Here is a 16,244-nt window from a genome sequence, read left to right as displayed (position 1 = left end):
CTCAGCGCGCCGCGCCGCTTTGCCAGGGGATCTGCTTCACCGGCGTATCGGGCTGGACGCGGTCCTGCCCCTCGACGATCACCACTTCGCCGGCGCGAAGGCCCGCGAGGACCACATAGCGCCCGTCGACGATCGGGCCGAGCTGGACCCGCCGCACATGTACCCGGTCCTGGGTATCGACCACCGCAAGCTGGGCGGTCCCGTCGTCGGCGCGAGTCACCGCCTGTTGCGGCACCGTAAGCGCAGCGGACATACCGGGGCGCGGTAGCCGCGCGCGGACGAACATGCCGGGCAGCAGCCGCTCGCCGGGATTGGCGACCTCCACCCGCACCAGCGCATCGCCGGTGCCGGGATCGACGGCGATGCCGGAAAAGAGGATGCGGCCCTTCACCGGATGCACTGCCCCCGAGGCCGTCACGATCTCCACCGGCCCTGCCGTACCGCCGGCCTCGCGCAGCGCGGCGTAGCGCTCGGCCGGCTGGCGGACATCGACATAGACGCGGTCGATCTGCTGTATCGTCGCCAGCGGCGCGGTGTCGGCGGCGGTGACCAGCGCGCCTTCGGTAAGGTTGGCGGCGCCGATGCGACCGGAGATCGGCGCGACGATTCGCGCAAAGCCCAGGTCGACCTGGCGGCGGCGCAGCGCGGCGCGCGCCTCGGCCAGCTCGGCGGCAGCCTGCTTCCAGGCCGCCACGGCATCGTCATAGCTCTGCCGGCTGATCGCATCGGTATCGACCAGCGGCTTCAGCCGGTCCGCCTGGGTGCGTGCACGGGTATAGGCCGTGGCGGCCTTCTCCACCGTGGCGCGTGCGCTATCGGCATCGGCGCGGAACGGCGCCGGGTTGATCTGGAACAGCAGCTGGCCGGCCCGCACCGCCGCGCCCTGCTCGAACGAACGCCGCGTGAGCATGCCGCCCACCTGCGGCCGGATCTCGGCGGTACGGAACGCGACGACGCGGCCCGGCAGTTCGTCGGTAGGCGCAACCGGGCTCGGCGCGACGCGCAGCGTGCGCACCTCGACCTCGGGGGCGGAGTCACGCGGCGGCTCGGCGGAACAGCCGGCGAGCACCAGTGCGGCCGGCAAGGTCCGCACAATGGCGCGGGGGAAAGCAAGGGATCCGATCATGGCCGCGCCTATCCGGGCACGTGGTTGCGACCGCATCGAGATTGTGTGGAGACTATGTGGAGGCCGACTGGCGGCGTTGCCGGCTCCGCTGATAGGAAGCGCTATGCCCGTCGGAGCCCGCACCCCATGAACCCGCTCGCGCTGATCGCCGAGGACGCGCGCGACATCGCCGACATCCTCCGCGCCTATCTGGAGCGCGAAGGCTTCCGCACCGTGCAGGCAGGCGACGGGCGCACCGCGCTGGACCTGCATCTGGCGCTCAAGCCCGATGTCCTGCTGCTCGACCTGTCGATGCCGCTGGTCGACGGCTGGGAGGTGCTGTCCGAGGTGCGCCGCCGGGGCAGCACGCCGGTGCTGGTCATCACCGCGCTCGACCAGGATATCGACAAGCTCCAGGCGCTGCGCGTCGGTGCCGACGATTATGTGGTCAAGCCGTTCAACCCGGTCGAGGTGGTCGCGCGGGTGAAGGCGGTGCTGCGCCGGGCAGGTGCCGCGGCCGCGGCGGGCGTGCTGCGCGTCGGCCCGGTCGAGATCGACACCGTCGCCCATCTCGTCCGCACCGACCGCGGCGAGGTAGCGCTGACGCTTACCGAGTTCCGCCTGCTCAGCCATATGGCGCGCACGCCGACCCGAGTCTTTTCGCGCAGCGAGCTGGTCGATGCCTGCCTGCCGGGATCGGACGCGCTCGACCGGACGGTGGACAGCCACATCAGCAAGCTGCGCCGCAAGCTGGAACAGGCCGGCGCCGCCGACATGCCGGAGGGCGTGCGCGGGGTCGGCTACCGGCTCTGGTCGCGGGGATGACCAAGCGGATCAGCCTGGCCCGGCAATTGGGGGTCGCGATGGCTGCCCTGGCGACGATGGCGACCATCGTCAGCACGGCGGCTTTCTACCTCGTCTATGGCGTGCTCGAGCGGCTGCGCGTGGTCGCGCCGCTGCCGCCGGGGGTCGAGGACACCACCGGGCTGGATATCGGCATCACGCTCGCCGCATGCGTGGCGGGGGTCGGGATATCCCTGGCGGTGGCCGTGCGCGTGGCACGGCGGATCGTCCGCCCGCTGGGTGCGGTGGGCGACGCGGCCCGACGGATCGCCGAGGGCGATCTCGCCACGCGGATCGATCCGAGCCCGGATGCCCATGGCGAGACCTCGCGCCTGATCGCCGACTTCAACGCGATGGCAGACCGCCTCCAGCGGATGTCGGAAAACGTGCAGGTCTGGAACGCGCAAATCGCGCATGAGCTGCGTACACCGCTCACGGTGCTGCGGGGGCGGCTGCAAGGCGCCCAGGACGGCGTGTTCGCGCTCGACGCCCAGCTGGTGGCGGGGCTGCTCGTCCAGGTCGAGGGGCTGACGCGGCTGGTCGAGGATCTGCGCAGCGTCAGCCTGGCCGATAGCGGCCGGCTGGAAGTCGAGCTCGCCGATATCGATCTTGCCGCCGAGCTCGCGGCGCTGGCCCCCACCCTCTCGGCCATGCTGGCGCCGGCGGGCTTCGGGCTCGAGCTGGACCTGCAACCCGGGATCGTACGGGCGGATCGGATCCGCATCCGACAGGCGGTGATCGCCCTGACGGACAATGCCGTACGCCACGCCGATCGGTGCACGGTGCGCATCACGACCGCGTTCGCCGGGGACATGGCGGTGCTCACCGTGGCGGACGAAGGGCCCGGTCTCGCTGCCGGCCTTGAAGTCGATGCGTTTCGCCAGTTCGTGCGAGGTCCGGGCCCGTCGCGCGGGTCCGGACTCGGCCTGGCGGTGGTGCAGGCGATCGCCCGCGCGCATGGCGGCGAGGCGCGCTATCTGCGGACGGAGGACCGCTCCATGTTCCGCATCCTGTTGCCACGCCGCGAACCCGTGGCGGCGACATCGGGGTAGCGCCCCCCAACCCATCTTCTTCGCATCGAATCCGAGGGGGCCCCGGCTTGCCCCGACGATCAGCCGACGCGCATGCCCCGCTGTCCTGCAGCGACGGTGAAATGCGCCAGTGTCCGCGCCGGACTGTCGGGATTGGCGGGATCTTCCAGTCCGACGAAGCGGATCGCGCATTCCGCAGGAGTCATCGTCGCCGAGGCATAGCCCCGCACCTGATGTTCGGCGAAGCGAAAGCCGGGGGTCCGCGCGGCGCTCTGCTTGAACAGCGGATCGTGGTTCTTGCTCGTCAGCGATCCGCCGACGAATTCGCTGGCGATCGGCGGCGCGTCCGGCCGGTCCGGATCGAGCAGGTCGACCGCGGCGAAGGCGTGGATGTCGCCGCTCAGCACCAGCGGGTTGGCCAGCTTCGCATCGCGCCAGTGCCGCAGAATCCGTTCGCGCGTGGCGGGATAGCCGCCCCAATTGTCGAGCGTGTACTGATCCGGGGCGGCATCGAGATGCGCGGGGTTGAGCCGCGGGGCATCGGCCATCAGCGTCTGCTGGGCGAGCAGGTTCCACTGCGCGCGCGATTGCGCGAAGGCATCGTGCAGCCAACGCTCCTGCGCCGCGCCGAGGATGCTGCGCGCGGGATCGCGCCGCTCGGGGCAATCGGGCGTGCGCGTGCGATAGGGCCGGTGCTGCGCGGCGAGCTCAGGCGGCTGGCACGGGCGGGCGCTGCGATACTGTCGATCGTCCACCAGCTGGAACGCGGCCAGGCGGCCCCATTGCAAACTGCGATAGAGCTGCATCGCCGGGCCCTGCGGCATGCTCGCGCGGCGCAGCGGCATATGCTCCCAATAGGCCTGGTAGGCGGCGGCCCGGCGGCGCAGAAAGGCGGCAGGATCGCCATTGTCCTCGTCCACCGCATCGGCATAGTCGTTGGCGACTTCGTGATCGTCCCAGATTACCGCCCAGGGCGCGGCATGATGCGCCGCCTGGAGCAGCGGATCGGTCTTGTAGGTGGCATAGCGCACCCGGTAGCCGCCCAGATCGACCGGTTCCGGATTGCGGTGGATGCGCACGTCCTGCTGCGGACCATTCTCGTAGATATAGTCGCCCAGGAACACCACCAGATCGGGCGCTTCGGCCGCGATCAGGCGGTGGCCGGCATACTGCCCCGCCTCGTATTTCTGGCACGAGGCGAAGCAGAAGCGCAGGCGATCGACCGGCTGATCGGCCGCAGGGGCGGTGCGGGTGCGCCCGATCGGGCTCGCCTCGCCATTGGCGAGGAAGCGATACCAATAGGGGCGGTCCGGACGGAGGCCGGCAACCTCGACATGGACCGAATGCCCCCAGCGCGGCTCGGCGAGCGCGGTGCCGCGCGCGGCGACCCGCCGGAACGCCGCGTCCTCGGCGACTTCCCAGCGCACCGGCACCGTGCGGGCCGGCATCCCGCCATCGATCGCCAGCGGCTCGGGTGCCAGCCGCGTCCACAGCACGAATCCTTGCGGCAGCGGCTCGCCGGAGGCGACGCCCAGCGTGAACAGCGGCCGCGCGGAAAGCCCCGCGGCGCGCACCGCGGTCAGAAGCAGGCCAGCGGAAGCCCCTGCCCCGCTGGCGCAGAGCAGCGCGCGACGGTTCCACGGGGCGGCGAACGGATCGGTCATGGCGCGGTTCTTTCGCGGTAGAGCAGGATGCGATCGGGCCGGTGCTCGGCGCGCAGCCCGAAGTTCAGCGCCAGCGCCTGGAGAAATTCGCTGGGATCGCTGGTGAGAAAGCGCCCGCCCAGCCGCAGCCGCCCGGCCTCGGCATCGCCGAGCACCATCGGGGTGCGCAGATAGCGGTTATATTCGGCCACGGCCTCGGCGAGCGTCTGCCCTTCGAAGATCAGTTCGCCCTCGCGCCAGGCGGACCGGGCGCGCAGCGCGTCCTCGGCCACCGGCCGGGGGATCGCCGGCGCCTCCGCCGAGACCGACACCGCATGGCGCCGGGTCAGCCGCACCGCCCCCGCGCCGCCCTTGCGGGCGAGCAGTTCCGCTTCGCCGCTGATCGCGACGACATCCACGCGTTCGGGCGCGAGCAGCCGCAGATCGAACGCGCCGCTTCCCAGCTGCAGTGTCGCAGGGCCGGCATGCACCGTGCACGCGGGCGCTCCAGGGGCGAGATCGAGCCGGAGCTGGCCGCGTTCCAGCGCGACTTCCAGCCCCTGGCCGCTGCGCCACCAGCGCAACCGGCTGGCGGTGTTGAGATCGAAACAGGCGCGCTCGTCGACATAGAAACGCTGCCGCTCGCCCACCGCGGTCTCCACCGTATGCGCGGCAGCCCGCTGCAGGCTGAGCGCAACGCCCGCGCCGGCTGCGACCGCGCCCAGCCCCGCAGCCTGAAGCAGGCGACGCCGCGCCGGGCGTACCGGCACCTCCACCTCCTCCGACACCGGAGCTTCGGGCGCACCCGGTTTGGCGGCGGTGCGCGCAAAGCGGTCCAGCCCGCGCCATGCCTGGTTGAGCCGGATGAACGCGATCGCATGGGCCGGATCGGCCGCCCGCCACGCCTCGAACGCGGCGGGATCCGCACGGCCGCAGTCGAGCGCCGCCAGCCACGCCGCCGCCTCTGCCTCGATCGGGTCCTGATCCTGCGGTTCGCTCAACGGGTGCCGTCCATCTCTTCGCGCATGGCGCGTGTATGAACGATGCGCGCCGCCGGCAAAACCGCTACTGCGCCGCTCACGCCTTGCGGCGGGCAGGCGCCTTTGCGGGCGCCGGGCCGTCGCTCGCCTCGGCGCGGAGCGCCCGCGCCACCGCCAGCGTGCCGCGTGCGAGATGCGTCTCGACGGTCGACAGGCTGATCCCCAGCAATTCGGCGATCGCGCGCGGCGCCATCTCCTCGAACTTGCGCAGCTGGACGACTCGGCGGCACATCGGCGGCAGCGCATCGACGGCTGCGATCATCCGCGCCAGCTCCTCGCGCCCGCTCGCTACCGCGAAGCTGTCCGGCGCGGGATCGGGAAATTCCACCTCCTCCAGGGCGGCGAACTGCCGCATCGGCACGATGCGGGCGCGGCGCATGCGCTGCAGGGCGCAGTTGCGGATCGTCCGCACGGCATAGGCCGGCGGGTTGGCGATCCCCTCCCAAGCCTGCAGCTGGAGCAGTTGGGCATAGGCTTCGTGCAGCAGGTCGCGCGCCTCGTCCGGGTCGCCCGTCCAGCGCCGCGCCTGCTGGAGCAGCGCCGCCTCGTGCGGCAGGATGGCCGACGCGAACCAGGCGTCGATCGGGCGAAGCCAGGACATGGAAAAGCCTGCAAAGGGAAAGAATGGCTTCACCTAGACGGCGATTGATACGCGGCTGTGACAATCGCCCGACCGCGCACGAAAAAGCAGCGTCCCGGCGCGCCACCGCGGGGACGCCGCCGCGCCTCATTTCGCCACGCCCGGCTTGAACACCAGGCCGAACCAGAGCGTGCGCCCCACCGGATAGCGCGTCTGGAGCAGCTCGCGCTGTTCGCCCAGCCGCGCGCGGAACGGCGCCTTGGTGAGGTTCTGCACCTGCGCCGTCGCCTGGAGCCATGGCGTCACGTAATAGCTGCCTTGCAAGTCGATCTGGTCACGCGCATCCTGCCAGATGTCGCGCCACGCCGCCCCGGAATCGACTGATACCGGCGCCGCGCCGATCCGGTTCCAGGCGAAGCGAACATTGGCCGGCCCACGCGAATAGAAGAGCGAGGCGTTGTAGATATGGTCCGGCTGGTTGAACAGCGCGCCGATGCGGCGATTGCTGCCGTTGCTCATCACGAAATCGAAATGCCCGTCGAGCCAGCTGGCGTTGAGCGAGACGCCCAGATCCCGTAGCGGCCCGGGCAGGAAGTCCAGCTTGTCCTGCACCAGCTGCACCTCGATCCCCTGCACCCGCGCGGACGAGGCGTTGACCGGCTGCGACACCGTGGCGCTCTGATAGGTCGTACCTTCGAACGCATAGTTGGTGTAGCTGATCGTCTTGGTAAAGATCTCGTCGGTGATGTCCTTGCGGAACAGCGCCGCCGAAACCAGCCCGCCCCGGCCGAGATACCATTCCGCCGACAGATCGTAATTCCACGCCCGGCGCGGCCGGAGCGCGGCGTTGCCCTGGGTGATCGTCAACAGGCTGGCGGGCGAGCCGTCGGGATTGGTGACGGCGTTGACCGAGTAGGTGGTGGTGGCGCCATATTGGCCGTAATCGGGGCGGCCGATCGTTTCGCTCACCCCGGCGCGCAGCTTGATCGCCGCGGTCGCATCGAAGGTCGCGACTGCAGAGGGCAGCGCATAGCCATAGTCGCGGTGGCGCTGCAGCGTGCGGCTGGTGCCGTTGACGCGCGTGGTCACGTCCACCGCGGTATCGTCGTAGCGCAGCCCGGCCTGGAGGTTGAACCGGTCCGCCCTCCAGCGGATCTGGCCATAGCCCGCGGCGATCGACTCGCGGAGCTTGAAATAGGCATTGTTGCTATCGGCGACGCGCGCGGTGCTCTGGCGAAACCAATCGGGATGGTCGACCAGCACGCCCTGCGCCTTGACCGCGTCGATCAGGTAGAAGTTGATCCCCGGCGCCATGATCGGGGTCAGCACCATGGGCTGGGCATAGCGATCGAGCGTACCGATCAGTGCCGCCGAAGCGGCATCCTTGGCGAACCATTCGCGATAGTCGAGCGTGTTCTCCACCCGGGTCAGCGTGTGGTTGACGCCGAGATTGAGGCCGAGCCCGCGATCTTCGGGGTCGAAGTTCCAGCCGAGATCGCCGCGCAGCGTGCGGACGGTGTTGGTGATGTCGGCAACGATGTTGCGCCAGTAGCGCGGGCCGTAATTGGCCGGATTGGCCGCAGCGGCGGCATCGTTGAGCGTGATGATCGGTTCGCCGCCCACCACGCGGTAGCCATAGCCATAGGCCGGCTGGTTCGAGGTACCGGCGGAGGTGGCGGTGATCACCATTCCGGTGTTCCATTTGTACATCCAGCGATTCTGGTTGTACGTCGCGTCCGAGTCCGACGCGCCGACCCGCAGCTTGAGCCGATCGGCGATCGCATAGCGGGCGCTGCCGTTGACGAACCAGGTCTTGCGCGTTTCCGGCTGCGCGACCAGCCCCAACTGATAGTTGCCGCTGTTAAGCTTGCCCGTGTCGGCGCTCGCGCCTGGGGTATAGCCCGCCGCCGGCAGCGCCAGCGCCTCGTAGCGGTCCTCGTCCGATCGCTCGCGGTAATAGCCGCCGAACAGCGATGCCTCGAACCGGTCGCCGGGGCGGAATTCCAGCTTGCCGTTCACGCTGTAGCGCTCCCGCTGGACGTCGAAAGCATAGTCCTGCACGCGCACCGGCACGGCGCGGCCGGTGGATGCAGCGATGTTCGCGGTCTGGGCGCCGGCCGCGGTGTAATAGGTCCAGCCGGCGCCGCCGGTATCGCCCGGCAGGCTGGCGAGCGCCGAGGCCTGGAGCCGCTGATACTCGCCGGACAGGACCACGCCGAACTGGTGCGCACTGCCGAAGGTGGTGGCGGCGGTGGCGCTGGCGCGCAGATTGGCGCGCTTGTCCGGCACCACCTTGCCGCCCTGCGAGGTCCAGCCGCCCAGCGCCTGGGCCGTGACGAACGGACCGGTATCGAACGCGCTCTTCGAGACGAGATTGATCTGGCCGCCCAGTGCGTGCGGGTCATATTGCGCGGTCACGGTCTTGATCGCCTGGATCTCGCTCACCAGCGTCGCCGGCAGCATCGCCAGCTGGGCCCCGCGATAGCTCGCATCGGCGCTGGCGACCTGCGCGCCGTCCACCGTCACCAGATTGTAGCGGCTGTCGAGGCCGCGGATCGTGACATATTGGTAATTGTCGTGGCCGCGCGTCGAATCGCGCTCGGAAATCACCGACAGGCCGGGGATGCGCCGCGCCGCCTCGACGATGTTGACGTCGGGCAGCTGGCTCACCTCGTCCTGGCTGACCGCGTCGATCACCTGGTCGCTCTTGCGCTTGCTGGCGAGCGCGCGGCGGGTCGAGAGGCGATAGCCGGTGACGAAGATTTCCTCGCCCGCGTCGCTCGCGGCCGTCTCCACCGACGGCGCCTGCTGCGAGGGCTCGGCGGCGAGCAGGATATGGTCGGCATCGGCGACCACCAGCTTCAGATCGGTGCCCGCGACCAGCCGACGCACCGCATCGGCCGCGGCCATCTCGCCCTTGAGCCCGGCCACCCGGCGCCCGGCGGCACGATCATAGGGAAAGGCGATGCGGATACCGGACTGGCGCGCGACTGCGTTGAGCGCGGCGGCGAGATCGCCCGCGGGAATGTCGAAACGGACGCGCGCGGTCGCGGCCGATCGGGCCGCGAACGCGGGCACTGGCATGGCGGCGATGGCCGCGGTCGAAAGCAGCAGAATCGTGGTCGAACGACGAAGCATCGGATGAGGCCCTCCCCGGCGGCCTTTCGCCGCCCCCGCCCCGTCCGATGCCGCACGCCGCCCGAACCGCTACTCGGCAGCGAAAAATATGTCCCGGGCCAGCGAGGAACTTCGTGTCGGGGCCCCGATCGGAATGCCAACGGCCCAGACAGGACAACGCCGCCCGTGGGGGCGGCGTTGTCGCGTTCTCCAGCGCTGGTTGCGGAACAGCGGCGAGCCCGATCCAGCGCTCGCCGCCATCCCATCGTTACCAGCGCAGCGCCACGCCGGCGCGACCGCCAAAGCCCTTGGCCTTCGCACCGCTCACCGCCTCGACCTTGGCGAAGGCGGCCAAGCCACGGCTGCTGCCGCCCTCGACCCCCGCCTCGATCCGAGCGCGACCGCGTTCGTTCTGGTCCTCGAAGTGCAGGCTGGTACCGCCCGACCCCAGCGTCGCGCCCGGGCGACCCGACAATTCGCCTTCCCACGCCGCGCCCAGATAGGGCTTGAGCGACCAGTCGCCGGAGACCGTCTCCACGCCCGCGCGCAGGCCGGCGCGGCCATAGGCCCCGTCCGTCTTGTCGAAGGTGGCGGACATGCCGCTCGTGGCGCCCTGCAGGCCATCGACATCCCCATGCGACACCGCGATGCTCGCTGCGGGTTCGAAGAACAGCGCACCGGCACGCACATGGTATCCAGCCTCCAGCTGGAAGCCGTAGCTGGTGCCGTCCACCTTCGGCGTCCCCGCGACACCGGCCAGCTGATACTTGACCGAGTAGCGATCGACCTTGCCGAGCGCATGGGCGAAGAAGCCGTCCGCCGAGCGATAGCGGAGATAGACGCCGAGGTTGCCGCCGTTCAGCTTGAGCTGGTCGCCGGTCGCGGTCAGGCGGCCCTGCTGGCTGAGATAGCCGGCGGTGACGCCGACGCTCCAGTCGCCCTGACCCCAATCGAGGCCGAGCTGGCCGCCGCCCCAGCTGTCGCGCACGTCGAGATTCGGCGTGAACACGGTCGGCGTGCCGAGCACGGTTTCGGTATAGACCGGCCGCGAACGGTTGGTCTCCTCGCCGCCGTACAGCTGACCCCATACCTGCAGGCCCCGCTTGGGAGCGGCGGCGCGCATCTGCTCGCTCCACGCATCGCCCGAACGACGCCAGAAGCGACGCGCTTCCGCACCGGTGCGCACCACCGCAAAGGCCTGGGCGGTCGGCAGGCCGACCAGGTTGATGTTGCCCGCCGCATCGGTGACCAGCTGATACTGGGCGAAGCCCTTGTTGAGGCTGCCGCTGTCGAGCACGAAGGCGTTCGTGCTGGCCGAGGCCGCATTCACGAGCCGCACGCCGGTGAAGTTGAACTGAGACCCTGCGGTCCCGCTCACATCATGGACGACGAGCGTGGTCGTGCCGGAAGCCGCCCCCACCCGCAGCAGATCGGCGCTCTGCGCCGGGGCGCCGTTCACCGCCACGCCGCCGAGATTGGCGTCGAGTACCACCCGCGAACCGGCCGCACCGACAAAGCCCGCGCCGCCCAGATCGAGCACGTCGCCGACCTTGCCGTTGGCGAGGTTGATCGTGCCGCTGTTCTGGAGGCTGGTGAGCCCGGCAAACTGCGTGGTCCCGGCGGCGAGATTGATCGTGCCGCTGTTGGTGAGCACCGCGTTGCCGCCGAAGCTCGGCGTGCCGGTCACGTTCCAGGTCCCGGCGTTGGTAAACGCCAGGCGGCTGCTGGTCACCGCGACGCTGCCGTTGATCACGCCGCGATTGACGAGCGTCGCCGCCCCGCCGGCGAGGCGGATCGCCATGCCGTTGTCGGCGCCTACCGTGCCCGACAGGGTCACCGTCTGGCCCCCCGCCGCGCGCGAGGAGAGGCCGGCGGTCGCCCCCAGCAGCGTGGCGGTGGTGGCCGTCGCGCCCAGGTTGATCGTCGCCGTGCCGCCGGTATCGATCGACAGGCCGGCACCGGTGCCAGAGCGGGTGGTGCCGCCATCGGCCAGCGTCGCCGCGATGGTGCCGCTGGTCGAGGTCAGGTGGATCGCGTCGGCGCTGGCGCTGCTGCTGTTCGCCGCCGTGATCGTGATCGCGCCGCTGCCGCTGGTGGCGCCGATGGCAAAGCCCGCGCCCTGCTGGGCGACGAGCGTGCCGCTCTGCACCGCGATCGCGCCGCCGGTGCTGGTGGCGCTGATCGCCTGCGCGCCTGCCCCGGCCACCGTCACCGACTGCGCGACGATCGTCTGCGCGCCATTGCCACCGGTAAGGGCAATGCCGTGCGCGGCGCTGCCGCTGGTCGTCACCGTCGCGCTAGTCACCGCGAGCGAGCCGGCACCGGTTGCCGTGCCGGCGATGCCGATCGCATTGGCGCCGGTGGTGGCGATGGTGCCGTTGTTGACCACGCTGCCCGCGCCGTCCGCCACGGTGACGCTGACGCCGGTGGCGTTCGCGCCGCCGGTGGTGACGCCGTTGACCGCCACGGCCTGGGCCGTCGCCACACCGGCGGTCGGCGCGCGGCCGATCGCCAGCGCAACCGTGCCGGTGCCGGCGGCGCTGGCGATCACGCCCGCACTGCCGTCACCGCTGGTGGTGACGCTGTTGATCGCCGCCTGGACGTTTGCGCCGCCGCGCTGCGCCAGGGTGACGCCCGTGCCGTTGGCGCCGGTGAAGCTCACCGTGCCGAGCGTCGCCTGCACGTCCCCGGTCGCGCCGGTGCCGATAAGCGCGACGCCCGCACCACCAGTCGCAGCGGTGACGGCGACCGTACCAGCGGTCAGCTGGGTAGCGGCATTGCCACCCAGCGCGATGCCAACGCCCATCTTGTCGGTCGACGTGACGGTGACCGTGCCGACGGTCACGTTCTGCGCGCCGCTCTGGTTGACGGTGCCGATGCCTGCCGCATTGCCCGCCGTGCGCACGTCGATCGTGCCCGCGCCGTCCAGCGTAAGGCCGGCGCCGGTCCGACCGACGATACCAAAGGCATCGGCGGTCGTGCTGCGCACTGTGAGCGTGGTCGGCAGATGGACGGTGGTGGCCGCCGTCGCGCTGTCGAAGTCGATGCCGTGCGCTTCGCCGCCGGTCGACGTCACCGACAGCGCGCCCGCGGTCGAAACGGTGGTGCCGCCCCGCGACTGCACCCCGATCGCCACGCCGGTTGCCGAGACCGTCGCGCCCTTGGCGAGCTGGACGGTGGCCGCCGGGCCGCTGCTGGCGATGCCGGTCGCATCACCGGCGCTGTTCGAGACGGTGAAATCCGCCGCGGTCAGCGCTGCCGACTGGCCGCCCTGAAGCTGCACGCCGAGCGCGGTGCCGCCACCCGCCGAAACGCCGAACGCGCCGCCGAGCTGCACGGTCTGGCTAGTGCCGTCCGCAACCGCAAGGCCCGTCGCGCCGCCGGTACCACCCGTGACGGTGACCACCCCCAGCGTGGTGCGGACTGCGTCCGAAGCGCCCGACTGGCCAAGACCGAGAACGGTGCCATCGGTCGCAGTGACGGCGAGCGCGCCGCCGAGCTGCACGGTCTGGGTGGTGCCGCCCGCGATCGCGAGGCCCGTCGCCCCGCCGGCGCCGCCACCGACGGTGACCGCACCGAGCGTGGTGCTGACCGCATCCGTTGCCCCCGACTGGCTGAGCCCGATGACGCTGCCGTTGGAGGCCGTGACGCCAAGCGCGCCGCCAAGCTGCACCGCCTGGCTGCTGCCGCCCGCGACCGTGACGCCGGTCGCGCCGCCCGCTCCACCGCCGACGGTGACTGCACCAGTCACGCCGGTGCTGACCGCACCCGACGCGCCCGACTGGCTGAGGCCGATGACGCTGCCGTTGGAAGCCGTGACGCCAAGCGTGCCGCCAAGCTGCACCGCCTGGGTGGTGCCGCCCGCGACCGTAACGCCGGTCGCACCGCCCGCGCCGCCGCCGACGGTGACCGCGCCGGTCACGCCGGTGCTGACCGCACCCGATGCGCCCGACTGGCTGAGGCCGATGACGCTGCCGTCGCTAGCTGCAACGGTCAGCGTGCTGCCAAGCTGCACGGTCTGCGTCGAACCGCCCGCAACCGTGATGCCGGTCGCCCCGCTGGTGCCGCCGTTGACGGTGGTCGCGCCGACGACGCTCGCGCTGACGGTGCCGGACGCGCCGGACTGGCTGAGGCCAGTCACGCTGCCATTGGCACCCGTGACGGAGAGCATGCCGCCGAGCTGGACCGCCTGGCTGCTGCCATTCGCCACCGCGACGCCGCGCACCGCACCGGTGCCGCTGCTGACGCTCGCGCTGACATCGCCGGTCACGCCCGTCCGGATGGCACCCGACGCACCCGACTGGCTGAGGCCGGTGACGCTACCGTTGCTCGCCGACACGCCGAAGGTGCTGCCGAACTGCACCGTCTGGCTGGTACCGCCGGCAAGCGTGAAGCCGGTCGCCCCGCTTGCTCCACCGGCGACGAGGACGCCACCTGTGACATTGGTGCTCACTGCGTCCGACGCACCCGACTGGGCCAGGCCGACGACGGTGCCGTCATTTGCCTTCACGGACACCGTGCTGCCCAGCTGAAGCGCCTGGGTGGTGCCGCCGCTGACCGAAACGCCGGTCGCACCGCCGGTGCCGCCCTGCACCGTCACCGCGCCGGTGACGGCGGTGGCGACCGCTCCGCTGGCGCCGCTCTGGAGCACGCCATTGGCGGCGGCGTCGGTTGCCGAAACCGCGAGAGTGCCGCCCAGCTGGACCGTCTGGGTCGAGCCATTGGCGAGCGAGACCGCCGTCGCCCCGCCGGGACCGCCGGCGACCGCGACATTGCCTGCGACGATCGTCGACAACGCACCCGTGCCGCCGGTCTGGCGGACGCCGAGGGCGTTGCCCGCGCCGGTGACCTGGAGCCCCGCCGAGAAGTTCGCCGCCTGGCTGGTGCCGCCGGAGAAGCTCGCGCCGCTCGCGTTGCCCGCGCTGCTGCTCACCACGAAATCCTGCATCGCGCCAAGGGCGAACGCGCCCGTGCCGGTGAGGCTCGCGCCGGTCGCGCCGGTGCTGCCCTGCACGTCGATGCCGCGGGCAAGCGAGACCGTCTCGCCCGCCCCGGCACCGATCGAAATGCCGGTCGCGCTGCCTGCCCCGTTGCGCACGCTCAACACGTCGCGCGCGGTGAGCTGGACGTCGCTCGCGGCGCCGCTGCTCGCGATGCCGCTGGCCGTGCCGCCATTGGCGCGGACCGTGATCGCCGCCGCCGCATCGACCGTCTGGGTCGTGCCGTCGCCGAGCACCACGCCGGTCGCGCCGCCGGTGCCGCCATCGACGGCGAGCGCGCCTACGCTGGTGAGGCGCACCGCGCCGCTGCTGCCGGTCATCGTTGCGCCGGTGGCGCCGATGCCGGTCACGGTGGCGCCCTTGGCGAGCGACACGGTCTGGCTGGAACCATCTTGCAGGGACACGCCGGTCGCGCTGCCGGCGATGTTGGCGACGGTGAGGCTATCGCCCAGCGTCACCGATTCCGCGCCGCTCGCCGCCGATACGCCCACGCCCAGCGCGTTGCTGCCGGCGGCGTTGACGGCGATCGCCGCGCCGTTGCCGGTGGTCGCATTCGCGGCCGTCACGATCGTCACGTCGGTGCCGTTCGCCACGCGGATGCCGCTGGCGTCCGCGCCGGTGCTGGTCGCAGTCAGCGCTGCGCCAGTAAAATTGACCGACGCCGCACCGGTCCCGCCGGACAGCGCCACGCCTTGGGCGGTGCTGGTGGCGCTGACGCTGAGGTCGCCCTTGAAGATAGTCCCGCCGATCACGGCATCGGCAAAGGTGACGCTCTGGGCGGTACCGCCGCTGATCCCCACGCCCTGGCCGACGCCCGCAGTGCCGGTAACCTGCTGGACGAAGCCGCTATTCTGCACGTTCACGGCGCCGGTGGCGTTGGCGACGTAGAATCCTGCCGCACTGCTGCCGCTCACGCTCATGCCGCCGGTCGCGCCGGTACGCTGGGCGGTCAACGCGACGCTGCTGCCCTGCAGCACGGCCATGCCGGCGGCGATGCCGCTGGCGCTCACGTTCAACGTGCCGTTGTTGGTCGCCGTCACCGCTCCGGCGGTACCGCTCGCTCCGACCAGGAAGCCGGTGGCGCTGCCGTTCTGGCTGGTGACGTTGATCGTGCCGGTGTTGCTGATCGACACCGCACCGGTGCTGCTGGCGCTGCCCATGCCGACCAGGTTGGTCGCGCCGCGCAGCGTCACTGTGCCGGTGTTGGCGAGCGTCATCGTGCCGCCCGCTGCGTGGGTTTCGCCGGCGATGCCGTAGATGGTGCTGCTCGCCGTGCCGCCGGTAGCGCTGGTCGCGGTGATCGCGCCGTTGTTGGTCGCGCTCGCCGAGCCGCCGCGCGCGAGCAGGCCGGCGCTGTTGCCGCTGAGGTTGGTCTGGGTGAGCGTGACCGTGGCGTCGCTCTGGTTGCGCACAGAGCCGAGGCCGCTGCCGCCGGTGAGGTCGGCGTTCGCGACCAGCCCGTTCAGGCCGGCAGAGACGATGCCGTGGCTGTCGACGCTCGCGAGGCCGGTACCGGTCGCCGTCGACGACAGGCCGGTGGTGCCGGCGGTGAAGCGCGATCCGGTGCGCGCGGTGATCAGCGCCGCCTGGTTCGTCGAGCCGATCACGCTCACCGCGGTACCGCCGTTCGTCGCGTTGACGATCAGCGTGCCGTACAGGTCCAGCCGCAGGCCGGCCGGCGTCGCATAGCTTGCCTGGTTATAGGTGATGCCGTTCGGATAGCGGCCGGGATCGGACACGCACGAGACGATGTTCGGATCCGACGAGACGTCGGGATTGCCGCACTCGCCGTCGGCCAGCGCCGCGCCGGGGGTGGCGAGGATGAAAGCCAGCGCCGATGCGCCGACCAGGAGCGTCGTCTTCACTATTATTCTCCCGTTCGCGC

The 16,244-nt window shown here is 71.1% G+C and carries 8 protein-coding genes; 2 read left to right on the top strand and 6 right to left on the bottom strand.

Annotation, left to right across the window (positions count from 1 at the left end; translation table 11 throughout):
- Window position 1: 1 nt before the first annotated feature.
- Complete coding sequence (locus SAZ01S_RS02055) at window positions 2–1,126, bottom strand: efflux RND transporter periplasmic adaptor subunit (protein WP_139809898.1); 1,125 nt, start codon at window positions 1,124–1,126, stop codon at window positions 2–4.
- A 126-nt stretch (window positions 1,127–1,252) separates the two neighbouring features.
- Between SAZ01S_RS02055 and SAZ01S_RS02050 the strand changes: the two genes are divergently transcribed.
- The gene (locus tag SAZ01S_RS02050; RefSeq protein ID WP_084579569.1) at window positions 1,253–1,930 is read left to right on the top strand and encodes a response regulator; all 678 of its coding nucleotides are present in this window, start codon (window positions 1,253–1,255) and stop codon (window positions 1,928–1,930) included.
- A complete protein-coding gene (locus SAZ01S_RS02045; protein ID WP_084579567.1) occupies window positions 1,927–3,000 on the top strand; it encodes an ATP-binding protein in 1,074 nt (357 codons plus the stop codon). Before SAZ01S_RS02050 ends, SAZ01S_RS02045 begins: the two co-directional genes overlap by 4 nt.
- A gap of 59 nt (window positions 3,001–3,059) precedes the next feature.
- Here SAZ01S_RS02045 and SAZ01S_RS02040 read toward each other — a convergent pair whose 3' ends face one another.
- The 5 genes from SAZ01S_RS02040 to SAZ01S_RS02020 all read right to left on the bottom strand — a co-directional run bounded on the left by SAZ01S_RS02040 (window position 3,060) and on the right by SAZ01S_RS02020 (window position 16,224).
- Window positions 3,060–4,643 carry an alkaline phosphatase D family protein gene (locus SAZ01S_RS02040; RefSeq protein WP_084579565.1) on the bottom strand — a complete coding sequence of 528 codons (1,584 nt, stop codon included), beginning with the start codon at window positions 4,641–4,643 and terminating at the stop codon, window positions 3,060–3,062.
- Window positions 4,640–5,623 (bottom strand): FecR family protein, encoded by a 984-nt coding sequence (locus tag SAZ01S_RS02035; RefSeq protein ID WP_084579563.1) that lies wholly within the window; start codon window positions 5,621–5,623, stop codon window positions 4,640–4,642. The genes SAZ01S_RS02040 and SAZ01S_RS02035 overlap by 4 nt, the downstream gene beginning before the upstream one ends.
- 76 nt (window positions 5,624–5,699) lie before the next feature.
- Window positions 5,700–6,263 (bottom strand): RNA polymerase sigma factor, encoded by a 564-nt coding sequence (locus SAZ01S_RS02030; RefSeq protein ID WP_084579561.1) that lies wholly within the window; start codon window positions 6,261–6,263, stop codon window positions 5,700–5,702.
- 126 nt (window positions 6,264–6,389) lie between these two features.
- On the bottom strand, window positions 6,390–9,380 hold the full coding sequence (locus tag SAZ01S_RS02025; RefSeq protein WP_084579559.1) for a TonB-dependent receptor: 2,991 nt from the start codon (window positions 9,378–9,380) through the stop codon (window positions 6,390–6,392).
- 247 nt (window positions 9,381–9,627) lie between these two features.
- Complete coding sequence (locus SAZ01S_RS02020; RefSeq protein ID WP_084579557.1) at window positions 9,628–16,224, bottom strand: hypothetical protein; 6,597 nt, start codon at window positions 16,222–16,224, stop codon at window positions 9,628–9,630.
- Window positions 16,225–16,244: the final 20 nt, after the last annotated feature.

The organism is Sphingomonas azotifigens NBRC 15497 (genome assembly GCF_002091475.1).
In the GTDB taxonomy this organism is placed as follows: domain Bacteria; phylum Pseudomonadota; class Alphaproteobacteria; order Sphingomonadales; family Sphingomonadaceae; genus Sphingomonas; species Sphingomonas azotifigens.
This window is presented reverse-complemented; position numbering and strand designations above follow the sequence as displayed.

Bases quoted from the DNA above. Each gene is read 5' to 3' on its own strand.
- SAZ01S_RS02055 (WP_139809898.1), bottom strand. From the start codon at position 1,126: ATGATCGGATCCCTTGCTTTCCCCCGCGCCATTGTGCGGACCTTGCCG.
- SAZ01S_RS02050 (WP_084579569.1), top strand. From the start codon at position 1,253: ATGAACCCGCTCGCGCTGATCGCCGAGGACGCGCGCGACATCGCCGAC.
- SAZ01S_RS02045 (WP_084579567.1), top strand. From the start codon at position 1,927: ATGACCAAGCGGATCAGCCTGGCCCGGCAATTGGGGGTCGCGATGGCT.
- SAZ01S_RS02040 (WP_084579565.1), bottom strand. From the start codon at position 4,643: ATGACCGATCCGTTCGCCGCCCCGTGGAACCGTCGCGCGCTGCTCTGC.
- SAZ01S_RS02030 (WP_084579561.1), bottom strand. From the start codon at position 6,263: ATGTCCTGGCTTCGCCCGATCGACGCCTGGTTCGCGTCGGCCATCCTG.
- SAZ01S_RS02025 (WP_084579559.1), bottom strand. From the start codon at position 9,380: ATGCTTCGTCGTTCGACCACGATTCTGCTGCTTTCGACCGCGGCCATC.